Genomic DNA, 15,478 nt, shown 5'->3' with positions numbered 1-15,478 from the left:
AGCTTAAAAATATAAATAAAGCGCCGTAATAAATCAGCAGCAATAAAAAAGCCCAGCCAAATTAGCTGGGCAACGCACTTAACATTTATTGGTACAACAATCCACTCGTGAAATTATTACACCATCGCTATCAAATGTTCTGTGGGCAGATTTCACTGCGTTGAAATAATCGACTCATTGGACGATAAAAAGCTAAATATCGAATTGCGACATAACCAATAATGATAGTTGCAACATATAATTCAATCATAGCTAAGCCATGAACTTGGGCGACATAATGGGCATCAAAACCGTAACTCTTCATCCAAGCCGCAGTCTTAAATAGAGCGGTTGCACCAATAGCCATTGGGAAAGTAAACGCCGCATAACCAGGACTAAACTCTAAGCGTAATAAACGGAAAAACGCTAAATAAATGACTGCTGTCATCAAGACCGCAATACCGCCAAGAACAGCAACAATCACTGGTGAAGGAGTTGCAGTAATAGTTAAATAACCGGCTAATGATAGGCTTGCTGGTGCTGCCATTATTGCGATTGTTGGTTTAGCTGCATCTGGCACTTCATCACGGAACATAAACCGATAAATCATCATCGGTAACATCACCGCATAAGCAAGTATGCCAAACATCAGTAATCCATACGCTAAAGGATGTAACGCTGCAACACCTGGAAATGAAACATCGGCAACAATAATCCCGATTGGCGGAACAAACCAACTTGGCACCATATGATGTAAATGAAAATCACGAGCACGATGAAATAGAAATAAACCTAAAAATATCGCGTGTAATCCCACTGCAAATAACCACATATAAACGCCGATAGTAATTGAACCGTAAACACTCACGGCTTTTGATACCACCATTAATGCCATTGCAAATGTAGGTACCACACTACCAACAACGTGATGTGATAAATCACCCCATAATAACTTTGGATGCACTAAAAATTTAGCAATCAAAATAAGTAGCATCAATGCTGCGATAACAGCACCCGTTATCTGTGCATAACCATGAAGTTGGGCACCATTCTCCCACGACCATAAAATACTCCCAATACCTAACGCTAAACCAGCCATTGGTGTTGGTGCGCCTGCAAGTTTTCGTTTTGTTGCTGCAATCATTTTTTTTCTCCGCTTAGATAGCAATAGCGAATTATTGTTTTGTTAGCAGCAGTATACTGCCTCACCAGTGTTTGTGATAATTGAATATATTTAAAATAGTGTTAATATTAACTGAACAAAAGGTGAGTAACGATTCATCTTATATTTTTTAATGAGGTGATGATGAATATCGCACTAAAACAGCTCAAAGTTTTTGTTACCGTGGCACAAGAAAAAACAATTACCGCAGCTGCAGAGAAATTATTTTTATCTAAACCCGCAGTCAGTATGGCGTTATCTGAATTAGAGAAACAACTTGATCATAAATTATTTGATCGCAACAACAATCGCTTAATTATCAATGAACAAGGCAAGCGATTATTACCCCTTGCCGATGAGCTTTTAGCCCGTTCTAACGCTATTGAAAATTTATTTGATCAAGCGGGACCACTAACTGGCAAATTAAAGGTGGGATCAAGTGATACCGTGGGAAACCAAGTAACACCTTTTTTATTGCGTGATTTTCGACTGGAATCCCAACATCGAGATCAAACATTATTTATCTCAAATACGGCTCAGATCTGTCATAAGTTAACGGAATTTGAATTAGATGTGGGTTTAGTTGAAGGTAAAGTTCAGCACTCAGATCTTGTCATGCAACCATGGTTATGTGATCAAATGGTTGTCGCCTGTCATCCTCAGCATCCATTAACAAAAATTGAAAATTTACAGCTATCAGATCTCGAAAATTCAGAGTGGGTTTTAAGAGAGACAGGATCAGGTACACGGGAGTTTTTTCTTAACCGTATCTCACCGCGGTTAGATAAGTGGACCACCTCATTTGAATTAAATACCACTGAGGCGATCATTAATTGCGTAAGTGCCGACTTAGGCATCACTTGTATGTCTCAACGGGCAATATCACACGCGGTTAAAGAACAACGCGTCGCAATACTGACACTACCCCTCGATATGAGTCGTCAATATTGGCTACTGTACCATCAAGAAAAATATCAAAGTCCGTTATTAAAATTATTTTTAGAGTTTTGCCAAAAGTGGCAATTTGATTAAACGCGGTTATCCCCAACACTAAACGCAATAATTTGGCTGATCTGGGTTAATGGTCGGCCTGATTGTTGTTGCCAGTGATTAAATGCATCTTGGGCTGCACGCAATGATTTTAACGTATCACGACCACCATCAATAACACCGGTATGACGCAAATAAGCCTCTACATCTTGAGTAAATAGAAAGGTATCTTTACCTAACCCACGTAAACTATAAGCCCCAGTTTTACCACCTAAGCGACAACCATGCTTTTTTAAATATAGCCACAAGCCAACAATATCTTGTTCAGGCCAATCTGCCACCATCGCCGCAAATGAACCATACTCCAATGCCGCACGATGGATCATGTTAGCATTTTCAGGGATCGTCATTACCTTTTTCAAATCGCGAATAATAGTCGCGTCTTGCGCTTTCCGTTCCCACATTTCGGTCGGCATTAACCCCATTTTTTCAATATCAAACTGAAAGAACGCCTCCTCAAATGCAGGCCATTTATTACGCACGACCTGCCATCGAATTCCACACTGAAACACTTTTTGAGTGAATTCAGCCAGCCAACGATGATCGGGAATCAATCGTAATTGATCATTACTCAATGGCATCGTTAATAACTTGGTTAAATTTGATTCACCGCCTTTTCTTTCTGCAGCACGATGATATATTTGGTTAAATTTTTCTCGAGTCATCACATTCACACGCTTAGCACTAGACTCATTCACCATACTACTGTATAAGCGTCCAGTAAATAAATTTTAGGAGAGGATGACCATGGCAGTTATCGTCAAGTATGTAGTAGAGCGCAACGGAGTAGAAAAGATGACTTTTACCTCTAAATCCGAAGCCGACGCATATGACAAAATGCTTGATATGGCAGATGAGATGTTTGCTTTATTAAGTGAAAGTGATTTATTCGAAGATGAAGCTAAGCAAGAAGAACTATCAATGTTCTTAGCGCAAAAACGCGAACAAGTTTTAGTTGCTCTAGGCGCTAAAAAAGCGAAGCCCGCTCCAAAAGCGAAAGCTATAAAACCTGAAGTTGTTGCCGATGAGCAACAACAAGACGCCGCATAATTTAGATATTATCCAGTTTGTCGTCGAAAGCCTCCTAATGGAGGTTTTTTTTCGTCTTGTTTTCGGCAACACCATTAAATAGTGGCCTTTCGTTATCTATTATCAATAAATGACAGCCCTTCATATCGTTTACAATGGTCATTTTTAGTTAATAAACCATCATTTTGTACTGATTATTGGTTCAGCTCTTCTATATTTTTATAACTGTCTTTATGATGGTTTTAATCGGCGGTAAATCACCTGTTAACTCAAGATGTAACAGCTGTCTTATGTTATTGGTAAACTAATTATTTTAATTACCGCATCGTATTAATTTATTTGAATGGAGAACAGGTAATCATGTCTAGCTTTTCACTTGCCTTAGGTACTGCAACTAAAAACCGTGATGGAAAAATTATTGAAGCGTTTTTTCCAACTCCAACGCTACACCCATCAGAGCAACTAGTAAAAGACATCGCAGCAATTGTTAATTACCGCGGTGGCAACCAAGCTATCGAGGTAACGCCTGAGCAATGTGCGGCTATTGCTTCTGCATTTGAAGATGCAAACGACGAAACAAGTGCGCAGTTTGCAGCTAAAGCGACATTATCTTCACAACCTCTGGTTATGGTGATGCTAAAGACAGACATCTCACCAGTATCAGTTGCTGAAGGTTTCTTAAAACTGCAACTTATCTCCCACCGTTTAGTTAAGCCTCATGGCGTGGTTCTTGATGGTATCTTTGGTCTATTGCACAACATAGCATGGACGAATAAAGGCCCTATCGATTTACCAGAGCTTGCTGAGCGTCAGATGGATGCGCGTCTTAATGGCGAAACCATCACCGTTGATTGTGTCGATAAATTTCCTAAAATGGTTGATTACATCGTTCCAACGGGTGTTCGTATTGCTGATACTTCACGAGTACGTTTAGGTGCGCATGTGGGTGAAGGCACAACGGTTATGCATGAGGGTTTCATTAACTTTAATGCTGGTACAACTGGCGTAAGCATGGTTGAAGGTCGTATATCAGCAGGTGTTGTGGTTGGCAATGGATCAGATATCGGTGGTGGTGCTTCAATTATGGGGACATTATCAGGTGGTGGTAAAGTTGTAGTATCTATTGGTGAAAATAGCCTTTTAGGTGCAAACGCAGGTCTAGGTTTCCCACTCGGTGATCGTTGTACTATCGAATCAGGTTTATATGTAACCGCAGGTTCAAAAGTACAAATGTTAGATGCTGATGGTAAAGCCGTTGAGACAGCAAAAGCGCGTGATCTTGCAGGCAAAGCTGATTTACTGTTCCGTCGTAATTCAATGACAGGACAAATTGAATGTTTAACCAATAAAACAGCAATTGAATTAAACAGCGAGCTACATAGCAATAACTAATATTGACGACTGCTCAATAATCGCAAACAGCCGCTACGCTGCTATAGCATAGCGGCTGTTTTTAATTATGCTTCAGGTTCAGACTGTGACTTTTTCTTAATAATATAAATAAACGGATTTGCAAACGAAAACTTACTTCCTTGAGTGGTTAATCGCTTATCACGCATCGCCACTAACACTTCTTTCTGCACTTTCACTAAAGCAAAGAAACGCAACATCATAAAACCAATTAATATCGGTAAAAATACTGAGCCCGCTTCATTTGATTGCAAAATAAAACTAATTGCCATCCAACCAACAATCATCGCCACTAACAAATAAAATGATGCTGTTTTCAGTTCAATTCTAATTTCTGAATCCGTTTCATTACGCTGGAAAAAAAATTTCACTGGTTGTTCCCTAAAAAAATCAGTCTGTTGAATTTCATTTTTACACAAATTTTACCGCAATAATATTATCAAATAAATCTGTATCAATATTTCGCCTTCAAGTATGAAAATATTTTATTAACTCGATTAAATATACAAATTGAATGCATAAAGCAAAATTATGCGCAACACGCATATTTGAAACTTAAACAATTCTTTTTATAAATTTGCATAACTATCCCTTGGTGCTATTTTTATGCAGTGAGTTTATTAAAACAGTACAAAATGTTCTGTTATTCAACCACACAACCTAAAAATAAAAAATTTTAATCCCATTTTAAAATTAAGTTGGTTAATGATGACTATTACAAATAAAGCAAAAAAAGGGGGGATCAGCATATTCGCTTTGGCGATGTTAAACATCGTTGCAGTAGTGAGTTTGCGTGGCCTTCCAGCGGAAGCGGAATACGGATTAAGCTCCATTTTTTATTATATTTTTGCCGCCGTGGTATTTCTGGTTCCGGTATCACTTGTAGCAGCTGAACTTGCTACAGGCTGGTCTGAAAAAGGTGGTGTATTCCGCTGGGTTGGTGAAGCTTTTGGGCCACGATTAGCATTAGTGGCTATTTTCATGTTATGGATAGAAGTTACCGTTTGGTTCCCAACCGCACTAACTTTTGGTTCAGTTTCACTCGCATTTATGGGTCCCCATCAATCATGGGACCAAGCATTATCACAAAATAAATTCTTCGTACTTAGCGTTGTATTAGCTATTTACTGGTTAGCGACGTTCATCGCTTTACGTGGTACAGCAGCATTCTCTAAAGTGGCTAAATGGGGTGGTTTAATTGGTACCGTTATTCCTGGTATCGTATTAATCGTTTTAGGTTTCTCTTACCTATTCTTCTCTGGTCGTCCACCACAAGTTCAATTATCTTGGCACGATGTCATTCCCGACTTTTCTAACTTTAATAATGTTGTTTTAGCGGCAAGTATCTTCTTGTTTTATGCCGGTATGGAAATGAACGCTATTCACGTTAAAGAAGTTGATGATGCCCCACGTAACTATCCAATTGCGATTGCGATTGCTGCGATTGGTACCGTATGTGTATTCGTATTAGGTACACTTGCAATTGCATTTGTTATTCCACAAAAAGACATTAGTTTAACTCAAAGCTTATTAGTTGCTTACGATGATATGTTTGCTTGGGCAGGCATCAGCTGGGCCGCGCCAATTATGGCAGCATGTTTAGCCCTTGGTGTGCTAGCAGGGGTTGTTGGTTGGGTTGCAGGTCCTTCATCAGCATTACTTGTAGTTGCTAAAGGTGGTTATTTACCTCGTTTTTGGCAGTACACCAACAAAAATGGTATGGCAACGCATATCATGATGGCTCAAGCATTCTTGGTTACCATGATTTCAGTTGTGTTTGTAGTATTACCTTCTGTTCAAGCTGCTTACCAAATCCTCAGCCAATTAACGGTTGTGCTTTACCTCATCATGTACTTATTAATGTTCGCTGCAGCTATTCACTTACGTTACAGCCAACCTAATCGTCCGCGTCCGTACAAAATCCCTGGTGGTGATATGGGTATGTGGATCATTGCTGGTGTCGGTTTTTCTGGTTCACTATTAGCATTCATTTTCTCTTTCATCCCACCAAGTCAAATAGCCGTGGGTAGCCCTGAAGAATATGTTGGCTTCTTAGTGGTTTTAACCGTGATTTTCGTATCAGTACCATTGTTTATTTACAAAGCCCGTCAACCTCACTGGAAAGATCCAGCAGTTACTGACTTTGCGCCATTTACTTGGGAAATTGAAAAAGTTCACCCAGGCGTTATTAACCCATCAGACAAAATAACTCATACATTGAATCAATAAGAGTTAAGGATGCGTCAATGTCACAACTAAATGAAAAGCTTGCTGTTGTTATGCAGCAAGCGCTGGATGAAGCAAAAACAAATATGAATGGCGAAAATGCCTCATATATTCCATTTTTAGCTTCAGTACCATCAGAGCTAACAGGGCTTGCCTTTGTGTCGGTTACTGGTGAAATTATTCAATTACAAGATGCCGATTATAAATTTGCAATTGAATCGATTTCAAAAATTATGACGCTTGGCCTAGTACTTGAACAATCTGGCGCTGATGCACTACACAGCAAAGTCGGCGCAGAACCAACGGGAATGCCATTCAATTCAGTACTCGCTCTTGAACTACATCAAGGTAAGCCATTAACACCACTCGTCAATGCAGGTGCAATGGCAACGGTAAGTTTAGTTAAAGCGACGGATAAAGAACAACGTTGGCAACAGATTTTAAATTTCCAATCACAATTAGCAAATAGTGACATTACATTATCGGATGAAGTGAACCAATCAGAACAAACCACCAACACTCATAATCGTGCCATTGCATTGTTATTAGAGTCCTCTGGTCGTATGTACTCTGAACCACTTGAAGCCTGTGATGTTTATACTCGCCAATGTTCAACCTTATTTAATGCGGTTGAACTAGCAACTGTTGGCGCAACACTGGCTAATGGTGGTAAGAATCCATGCTCTGGTAAACAATTAATTCAACAGCAGAATATTCCTCACATCCTCGCTGAAATGGCGATGGAAGGTCTTTACGATACGTCTGGTGATTGGGCTTATGATGTTGGTCTTCCAGGTAAAAGTGGTGTTGGTGGTGGTTTGTTAACTGTTATTCCAAACATTGGTGCACTCGCTGCATTCTCACCACGACTAGACCAATTTGGCAACAGTATCCGTGGCCAACAAATGATTAAGCATGTTACTCAAGCAATGGCTTGGAACTTATTTAGTAGTAAGCAACATTAAGGTAGGAAGAAAATTATGGCTCTTCATGAAGTAAACCGTCAATCAGAAAATGATCCAATCTTTGGTTCAGAAGCGATTAATAACGTTGCGGCAACTACCAAGCTACCACAGCAAGAACAAGCACCAAATGTGATCTATCAAATGATCCGTGATGAACTTTACCTTGATGGTAATTCTCGTCAGAACCTCGCAACATTTTGCCAAACATGGGAAGAAGATGAAGTTCATAAATTAATGGATCTTTCCATTGATAAGAACATGATAGATAAAGATGAATACCCTCAATCCGCTGAAATTGAAGGACGTTGTGTCCATATGCTAGCGGATTTATGGAATTCACCTGACTCAGTCACAACGGTAGGTACATCAACAACAGGTTCAAGTGAAGCTTGCATGTTAGGTGGTTTGGCTGCGCTATGGCGTTGGCGTGAAAAGCGTCGTGCGCTAGGTCAACCTACAGATAAACCCAATATGGTTTGTGGTCCAGTTCAAGTATGTTGGGAAAAATTTGCCCGCTACTGGGACGTAGAAATGCGTGAAACCAAAATGGACGACGGTCATTACTTTATGACTCCAGAAGACATGCTAGAGTTGGTTGATGCTAACACTATTATGGTTGTGCCAACATTTGGTCAAACATTTACAGGTCTATATGAGACCGTGAAACCATTATCTGATGCGTTAGATACCTATGAGCATGATACTGGTAACTCTATTGATATCCACGTTGATGGCGCAAGTGGTGCGATGCTTGCACCCTTCTGTGCTCCAAATATCGAACTTTGGGACTTCCGCCTCGAACGTGTGAAATCAATTAGTACTTCAGGCCATAAATTTGGTTTAGCACCATTAGGTTGTGGTTGGGTTGTATGGCGTAGCAAAGAAGATCTACCTGAAGGGTTAGTGTTCCATGTTAACTACCTTGGTGGTGACATGCCAACCTTCGCTTTGAACTTCTCTCGTCCTGCAGGTCAAATTATTGCGCAATACTATAATTTCCTTCGTTTAGGCTTTGAAGGCTACCAACGTATTCATAATGCAAGCTATGATGTGTGTGAATATTTAGTTAAAGAACTTAATAAATTCAATCTGTTTGAATTTATCTTTGATGGTAATCGTGAAAAAGGTATCCCTGCTATTTCATGGCGTTTAAAAGCGGATGCGAATGTTCCATTCTCACTATATGACCTTGCTGATCGTTTACGTACTCGTGGTTGGTTAGTACCTGCTTATACACTACCAGCAAATGCGCAACAGATTATTGTGCAACGTATTCTAGTTAAACAAGGCCTAACCATTGATCTTGCTAACCTATTGATTGCTGACTTCCAACGTTCAATTGATTTCCTTACTTCTCATGCAAATCCAAACTGTACTGCAGAAGATGTGAAAACATTTGATCATAGTGGCCGTTAATCAACAATAAGCATTTAAATAAAGGTCGGTTTAATACCGACCTTTGTTATTTTTGCAAACACTAAGTTCACTATTACCCGCTCCTATATATCCACTAACATGCTAATATTTTTTAAAATCATCTACTGTATTACAACGTTATAGGCGCCTAGATGTTTGTTCACACTATTGAAATCATCTGTATTATTGCCTTTGCTCTCAGCGCTGTAATCAGCGAAACCAATCGAGGCAAAGATATTATTAGTGTCTTAGTCTTAGGCTGGGTAACCGCACTCGGTGGTGGTACTGTTCGCGATGTTATTTTATCAACTGATCAAGTTTTTTGGATCAAAGATCCATCTTACTTTTGGACCGCATTATTCGCTTCTATCTTCGGCTTTTTCTTTGCCCCTTATTTACGAAGAATTCGTGCCGAACGTTTAATTGTCATTCTTGATGCTATTGGTATTTCAATGTTTTCGGTATTAGTTACCAAGAAAATGATCTCACAAGATTATGCCGCCTATGTTGCGATTACAATGGGGATGATCACTGCTATTTTTGGTGGGGTTGTACGTGATATTATCGCTAGTCGCCCAACGATGTTTAATAATACTGAATTTTATGCAACCCCAGTTATCATTGGCTGTTCATTATATGTGGTAATGGCGCGCTGCAACATAAACTCAGAAATTGCGACATTAGTCAGTATCGCTTTTATCTTTATTCTTCGCATGTATATCGTGATCAAGAAAAAAACTTTCCCCCATTACCTCATTTTAAAATAGTTTCATTCATTGTAATTAACAATTACGCTGCTGACATAACCCTTACAATAATTTTACTTTTTACTGTCATTTTTTTGCTTCCAAAGCCTTATAGTGAACACTGTATAATTAGGAGCATCCAATGAATAAAAGTCTCATTATTAGTCTTAGCACCATTATTGCCTTATCAAGTGTTGCCCTTACCGGTTGTTATGACAACGGTAAAAGCGATTCCAATCAAGCTGATATTCTCTCGGTAAAAGCGGTAACCAAAACCGTATCGATACCTCATAAAGTTTGTGAGCAAGTTGCTGTTACTCATCATGCAGCAGTAAAAGACGAAAATAAATTGGTTGGCACTGGATTAGGTGGTGCTATTGGCGGAGTATTGGGGCATCAGGTTGGCGGTGGTAAAGGTAAAACGCTTGCTACAGTTGCAGGAGCGGTTGCAGGAGCCGTTGCAGGCCGTGCCGTTCAGGATAAATACCAAGCTGAAAATACCACGACCTCAATGGAACAGCGTTGCCATAATGAATACACCAAAAGCGATAAGATCGTTGGTTATGATGTAACCTATAAAATTGGCGATAAGCAAGATACTATCCGTATGGAAAAAGAACCTGCTGGTGATACTTTACCCGTTAAGAATGGTCACCTTGCCATTTAAAAAATGGCTTAGCCTAAGGGGAGTTATTGACTACAAAGTCCCCCTTAGGATCATCTAAAATTAACATCCCTCGGCTTCTGCTTAAACTATCATTTCCCCTACTAATCTTTCGATTCAGGTTTCTTAAATAATGTGAAGTGGACAGGAGTTGCCATATCTAATATGACAACCAAAGCATCAGCGCGCCCTTTTTCCATCACATAATAACCGTGGCAGGCTGCTAAGCTTCCTCATCGAAACGAACTTATGACTTAATCCTCTGCCGTCATTCCCTACAGTGAGGTTACGAACGAGATAGGGAATCTATTATTAGCACGTTGTAGAGTTATTGTTTTAGCTGCTTTTTTTATTGGTTTCTTTAATGCTCAAACACGTGATGAGCAGATCACGGATAGCTCGTGCCTCCCTTTCGAGATGACAGATGATAGCCCGCGCTATCATTACCATTTTCTACATACGAAAAAAACCTCAATCATTAGATTCAGGTCTCTTCAATAATATGATGTGGACGGGACTTACCATTCCGAACATCAGCACGCCCTCGACATGACAGGCCGCTAAGCTTCCTAATAAAGAGCCTAACCAACTGAACTACCACGTAACATAATCATTTTCTACAGACGAAAAAAAACCTGAATCATTAGATTCAGGTCTCTTTAATAATGGCGGAGTGGACGGGACTTACCATTCCGAACATCAGCACGACCCTCGACATGACAGGCCGCTAAGCTTCCTAATAAAGAGCCTAACCAACTGAACTACCACGTAACATAATCATTTTCTACAGACGAAAAAAAACCTGAATCGTTAGATTCAGGTCTCTTAAATAATGGCGGAGTGGATGGGACTTACCATTCCGAACATCAGCACGACCCTCGACATGACAGGCCGCTAAGCTTCCCAATAAAGAGCCTAACCAACTGAACTACCACGTAACATAATCATTTTCTACAGACGAAAAAAAACTGAATCATTAGATTCAGGTCTCTTTAATAATGGCGGAGTGGACGGGACTTACCATTCCGAACATCAGCAGGCCCCTCGACATGACAGGCCGCTAAGCTTCCCAATAAAGAGCCTAACCAACTGAACTACCACGTAACATAATCATTTTCTACAGACGAAAAAAAAACCTGAATCATTAGATTCAGGTCTCTTTAATAATGGCGGAGTGGATGGGACTTACCATTCCGAACATCAGCAGGCCCCTCGACATGACAGGCCGCTAAGCTTCCTAATAAAGAGCCTAACCAACTGAACTACCACGTAACATAATCATTTTCTACAGACGAAAAAAAACCTGAATCATTAGATTCAGGTCTCTTTAGTAATGGCGGAGTGGACGGGACTCGAACCCGCGACCCCCGGCGTGACAGGCCGGTATTCTAACCAACTGAACTACCACTCCGCAGTGTCTATTCAGCATTTAAGCAATTTGAAGCCTGGCGATGTCCTACTCTCACATGGGGAGACCCCACACTACCATCGGCGCTATTACGTTTCACTACTGAGTTCGGCAAGGGATCAGGTGGGTCCATAACGCTATGGTCGCCAAGCAAATTCTGTTTTATTTACCGCCTTATGGCAATAAATAGCAATCTTGGAAAATCTAACTAGTTGTTCTCAACACGCATTCAAGCGTTTGCAGAGTCCGTCTCTTCTCTTTGAGAAGAAAAACCCCTTGGGTGTTGTATGGTTAAGCCTCACGGGCAATTAGTATCAGTTAGCTCAATGCCTCGCAGCACTTACACACCTGACCTATCAACGTTGTAGTCTTCAACAACCCTTTAGAGACCTTAAAGGTCTAGGGATGACTCATCTTGAGGCTCGCTTCCCGCTTAGATGCTTTCAGCGGTTATCGATTCCGAACTTAGCTACCGGGCAATGCATCTGGCGATACAACCCGAACACCAGCGGTTCGTCCACTCCGGTCCTCTCGTACTAGGAGCAGCCCCTCTCAATCATCCAACGCCCACGGCAGATAGGGACCGAACTGTCTCACGACGTTCTAAACCCAGCTCGCGTACCACTTTAAATGGCGAACAGCCATACCCTTGGGACCGACTTCAGCCCCAGGATGTGATGAGCCGACATCGAGGTGCCAAACACCGCCGTCGATATGAACTCTTGGGCGGTATCAGCCTGTTATCCCCGGAGTACCTTTTATCCGTTGAGCGATGGCCCTTCCATTCAGAACCACCGGATCACTATGACCTGCTTTCGCACCTGCTCGAATTGTCATTCTCGCAGTCAAGCGGGCTTATGCCATTGCACTAACCTCACGATGTCCGACCGTGATTAGCCCACCTTCGTGCTCCTCCGTTACTCTTTGGGAGGAGACCGCCCCAGTCAAACTACCCACCAGGCACTGTCCGTAACCCCGATAAGGGGCCAACGTTAGAACATCAAGCATACAAGGGTGGTATTTCAAGATTGACTCCACAACCACTGGCGCGGTTGCTTCAACGTCTCCCACCTATCCTACACATGTAGGGTCAATGTTCAGTGCCAAGCTATAGTAAAGGTTCACGGGGTCTTTCCGTCTAGCCGCGGGTACACAGCATCTTCACTGCGATTTCAATTTCACTGAGTCTCGGGTGGAGACAGCGTGGCCATCATTACGCCATTCGTGCAGGTCGGAACTTACCCGACAAGGAATTTCGCTACCTTAGGACCGTTATAGTTACGGCCGCCGTTTACCGGGGCTTCGATCAAGAGCTTCGACCGAAGTCTAACCCCATCAATTAACCTTCCGGCACCGGGCAGGCGTCACACCGTATACGTCATCTTTCGATTTTGCACAGTGCTGTGTTTTTAATAAACAGTTGCAGCCACCTGGTATCTGCGACTCCCGGCAGCTTAGAGAGCAAGTCTCATCACCGCTAGGAGCGTACCTTCTCCCGAAGTTACGGTACCATTTTGCCTAGTTCCTTCACCCGAGTTCTCTCAAGCGCCTTGGTATTCTCTACCTGATCACCTGTGTCGGTTTGGGGTACGATTTCTTATAATCTGAAGCTTAGAAGCTTTTCCCGGAAGCATGGCATCAATGACTTCACTACCGTAGTAGCTCGACATCGTATCTCAGCCTTAAGATGGTCCGGATTTGCCTAAACCATCAGCCTACATACTTGGACCTGGACAACCGTCGCCAGGCTCACCTAGCCTTCTCCGTCCCTCCATCGCAATTATAAGAAGTACGGGAATATTAACCCGTTTCCCATCGACTACGCCTTTCGGCCTCGCCTTAGGGGTCGACTTACCCTGCCCCGATTAACGTTGGACAGGAACCCTTGATCTTCCGGCGAGGGAGTTTTTCACTCCCTTTATCGTTACTCATGTCAGCATTCGCACTTCTGATACCTCCAGCACACTTTACAATGCACCTTCAACGGCTTACAGAACGCTCCCCTACCCAATGTGAATAAATTCACATTGCCGCAGCTTCGGTGTATAGCTTAGCCCCGTTAAATCTTCCGCGCAGGCCGACTCGACCAGTGAGCTATTACGCTTTCTTTAAATGATGGCTGCTTCTAAGCCAACATCCTGGCTGTCTGAGCCTTCCCACATCGTTTCCCACTTAGCTATAACTTTGGGACCTTAGCTGGCGGTCTGGGTTGTTTCCCTCTTCACGACGGACGTTAGCACCCGCCGTGTGTCTCCCGGATAGTACTTACTGGTATTCGGAGTTTGCAAAGGGTTGGTAAGTCGGGATGACCCCCTAGCCTTAACAGTGCTCTACCCCCAGTAGTATTCGTCCGAGGCGCTACCTAAATAGCTTTCGGGGAGAACCAGCTATCTCCGAGTTTGATTGGCCTTTCACCCCTAGCCACAAGTCATCCGCTAATTTTTCAACATTAGTCGGTTCGGTCCTCCAGTAAGTGTTACCTCACCTTCAACCTGCCCATGGCTAGATCACTCGGTTTCGGGTCTAATCCTAGCAACTATGACGCCCAGTTAAGACTCGGTTTCCCTACGGCTCCCCTAAACGGTTAACCTTGCTACTAAAATTAAGTCGCTGACCCATTATACAAAAGGTACGCAGTCACCCAACAAGTGGGCTCCTACTGCTTGTACGTACACGGTTTCAGGTTCTATTTCACTCCCCTCACAGGGGTTCTTTTCGCCTTTCCCTCACGGTACTGGTTCACTATCGGTCAGTCAGGAGTATTTAGCCTTGGAGGATGGTCCCCCCATGTTCAAACAGGATATCACGTGTCCCGTCCTACTCGATTTCACTAAGACTGCATTTTTGGTTACGGGGCTATCACCCTGTATCGCGGTCCTTTCCAGAACCTTCACCTAACGCAGAACTAGCTTAAGGGCTAATCCGGTTTCGCTCGCCGCTACTACCGGAATCTCGGTTGATTTCTCTTCCTCGGGGTACTTAGATGTTTCAGTTCCCCCGGTTCGCTTCATTAACCTATGTATTCAGTTAATGATACTAGCTTATGCTAGTGGGTTTCCCCATTCGGAAATCCCAGACTCAAGTGGCTTTTACTGCCTAATCTGGGCTTATCGCAAGTTAATACGTCCTTCATCGCCTCTGACTGCCAAGGCATCCACCGTGTACGCTTAGTCACTTAACCATACAACCCCAAGAGGTCTTGTATGTTCAACTAACCAAGGTTTGCGTTTAATAATCCGATCAAGAAAATATTAAACATTGGTTTTTCGCCGGACTCATTTATTTGTCTTCACTTTAAAAAGTGAAACCAAACACAGACACTTGAATGTGTATGTTTTGAGAACTCGTTTTTATCCGAAGATAAAAACATTTTTTAAAATCAATCTTTCGATTGAATTTACTAGTCAGCTTTCCAGATTGTTA

At 42.0% G+C, this 15,478-nt stretch carries 11 protein-coding genes, 1 tRNA gene and 2 rRNA genes; 8 read left to right on the top strand and 6 right to left on the bottom strand.

The genetic code is table 11. The features are described from left to right. Positions 1–130 precede the first annotated feature (130 nt). On the bottom strand, positions 131–1,123 hold the full coding sequence (locus tag PPBDW_RS03260) for a TDT family transporter (RefSeq protein WP_036793376.1): 993 nt from the start codon (positions 1,121–1,123) through the stop codon (positions 131–133). Between the two features lie 162 nt (positions 1,124–1,285). On the opposite strand from PPBDW_RS03260, the gene PPBDW_RS03255 reads away from it, so the two are divergent. Then, a complete protein-coding gene (locus PPBDW_RS03255; protein WP_036793375.1) occupies positions 1,286–2,173 on the top strand; it encodes a LysR substrate-binding domain-containing protein in 888 nt (295 codons plus the stop codon). Here the strand turns inward: PPBDW_RS03255 and PPBDW_RS03250 are convergent. Continuing rightward, positions 2,170–2,856, bottom strand: a complete 687-nt coding sequence (locus PPBDW_RS03250; RefSeq protein WP_036796235.1) for a DNA-3-methyladenine glycosylase I — start codon at positions 2,854–2,856, stop codon at positions 2,170–2,172. The two genes, PPBDW_RS03255 and PPBDW_RS03250, sit on opposite strands and share 4 nt — an antisense overlap. A gap of 82 nt (positions 2,857–2,938) precedes the next feature. Here PPBDW_RS03250 and PPBDW_RS03245 point away from each other — a divergent pair, with 82 nt between their 5' ends. After that, the gene (locus PPBDW_RS03245) at positions 2,939–3,241 is read left to right on the top strand and encodes a YebG family protein (RefSeq protein ID WP_036793374.1); all 303 of its coding nucleotides are present in this window, start codon (positions 2,939–2,941) and stop codon (positions 3,239–3,241) included. Positions 3,242–3,580: 339 nt separating this feature from the next. Further along, positions 3,581–4,612 (top strand): 2,3,4,5-tetrahydropyridine-2,6-dicarboxylate N-succinyltransferase, encoded by a 1,032-nt coding sequence (gene dapD, locus PPBDW_RS03240; protein WP_036793373.1) that lies wholly within the window; start codon positions 3,581–3,583, stop codon positions 4,610–4,612. 65 nt (positions 4,613–4,677) lie between these two features. On the opposite strand, the gene PPBDW_RS03235 is transcribed toward dapD, so the two are convergent. Then, positions 4,678–5,001 (bottom strand): hypothetical protein, encoded by a 324-nt coding sequence (locus tag PPBDW_RS03235; RefSeq protein WP_036793372.1) that lies wholly within the window; start codon positions 4,999–5,001, stop codon positions 4,678–4,680. A gap of 334 nt (positions 5,002–5,335) precedes the next feature. Here PPBDW_RS03235 and gadC point away from each other — a divergent pair, with 334 nt between their 5' ends. The 5 genes from gadC (at position 5,336) to PPBDW_RS03210 (ending at position 10,650) form a co-directional block, all read left to right on the top strand. Further along, positions 5,336–6,859: a glutamine/gamma-aminobutyrate antiporter GadC gene (gadC, locus tag PPBDW_RS03230; RefSeq protein WP_412457858.1), complete on the top strand. Its 1,524-nt coding sequence runs from the start codon at positions 5,336–5,338 to the stop codon at positions 6,857–6,859. A 17-nt stretch (positions 6,860–6,876) separates the two neighbouring features. Beyond that, positions 6,877–7,821, top strand: a complete 945-nt coding sequence (gene glsA / locus PPBDW_RS03225; protein WP_036793371.1) for a glutaminase A — start codon at positions 6,877–6,879, stop codon at positions 7,819–7,821. 15 nt (positions 7,822–7,836) lie between these two features. Continuing rightward, positions 7,837–9,237 carry a glutamate decarboxylase gene (gad, locus tag PPBDW_RS03220; RefSeq protein ID WP_036793370.1) on the top strand — a complete coding sequence of 467 codons (1,401 nt, stop codon included), beginning with the start codon at positions 7,837–7,839 and terminating at the stop codon, positions 9,235–9,237. A 152-nt stretch (positions 9,238–9,389) separates the two neighbouring features. Next, positions 9,390–10,004, top strand: a complete 615-nt coding sequence (locus PPBDW_RS03215; protein ID WP_036793369.1) for a trimeric intracellular cation channel family protein — start codon at positions 9,390–9,392, stop codon at positions 10,002–10,004. Between the two features lie 121 nt (positions 10,005–10,125). Next, positions 10,126–10,650, top strand: a complete 525-nt coding sequence (locus tag PPBDW_RS03210) for a glycine zipper 2TM domain-containing protein (protein WP_036793368.1) — start codon at positions 10,126–10,128, stop codon at positions 10,648–10,650. Between the two features lie 1,331 nt (positions 10,651–11,981). Here the strand turns inward: PPBDW_RS03210 and PPBDW_RS03205 are convergent. From PPBDW_RS03205 to PPBDW_RS03195, 3 genes are all read right to left on the bottom strand, one after another. After that, positions 11,982–12,058 (bottom strand) — tRNA-Asp (locus tag PPBDW_RS03205). 32 nt (positions 12,059–12,090) lie between these two features. Further along, a 5S ribosomal RNA gene (rrf, locus tag PPBDW_RS03200) occupies positions 12,091–12,206 on the bottom strand. A gap of 136 nt (positions 12,207–12,342) precedes the next feature. Continuing rightward, a 23S ribosomal RNA gene (locus PPBDW_RS03195) occupies positions 12,343–15,236 on the bottom strand. Positions 15,237–15,478: the final 242 nt, after the last annotated feature.

It is taken from the genome of Photobacterium kishitanii (assembly GCF_000613045.3).
Classification (GTDB): domain Bacteria; phylum Pseudomonadota; class Gammaproteobacteria; order Enterobacterales; family Vibrionaceae; genus Photobacterium; species Photobacterium kishitanii.
The sequence above is the reverse complement of the archived record's forward strand: the minus strand, read 5'-3'. Positions and strand labels throughout refer to the sequence as shown.

Bases quoted from the DNA above. Each gene is read 5' to 3' on its own strand.
- PPBDW_RS03260 (WP_036793376.1), bottom strand. From the start codon at position 1,123: ATGATTGCAGCAACAAAACGAAAACTTGCAGGCGCACCAACACCAATG.
- PPBDW_RS03255 (WP_036793375.1), top strand. From the start codon at position 1,286: ATGAATATCGCACTAAAACAGCTCAAAGTTTTTGTTACCGTGGCACAA.
- PPBDW_RS03250 (WP_036796235.1), bottom strand. From the start codon at position 2,856: ATGACTCGAGAAAAATTTAACCAAATATATCATCGTGCTGCAGAAAGA.
- PPBDW_RS03245 (WP_036793374.1), top strand. From the start codon at position 2,939: ATGGCAGTTATCGTCAAGTATGTAGTAGAGCGCAACGGAGTAGAAAAG.
- dapD (WP_036793373.1), top strand. From the start codon at position 3,581: ATGTCTAGCTTTTCACTTGCCTTAGGTACTGCAACTAAAAACCGTGAT.
- gadC (WP_412457858.1), top strand. From the start codon at position 5,336: ATGATGACTATTACAAATAAAGCAAAAAAAGGGGGGATCAGCATATTC.
- glsA (WP_036793371.1), top strand. From the start codon at position 6,877: ATGTCACAACTAAATGAAAAGCTTGCTGTTGTTATGCAGCAAGCGCTG.
- gad (WP_036793370.1), top strand. From the start codon at position 7,837: ATGGCTCTTCATGAAGTAAACCGTCAATCAGAAAATGATCCAATCTTT.
- PPBDW_RS03215 (WP_036793369.1), top strand. From the start codon at position 9,390: ATGTTTGTTCACACTATTGAAATCATCTGTATTATTGCCTTTGCTCTC.
- PPBDW_RS03210 (WP_036793368.1), top strand. From the start codon at position 10,126: ATGAATAAAAGTCTCATTATTAGTCTTAGCACCATTATTGCCTTATCA.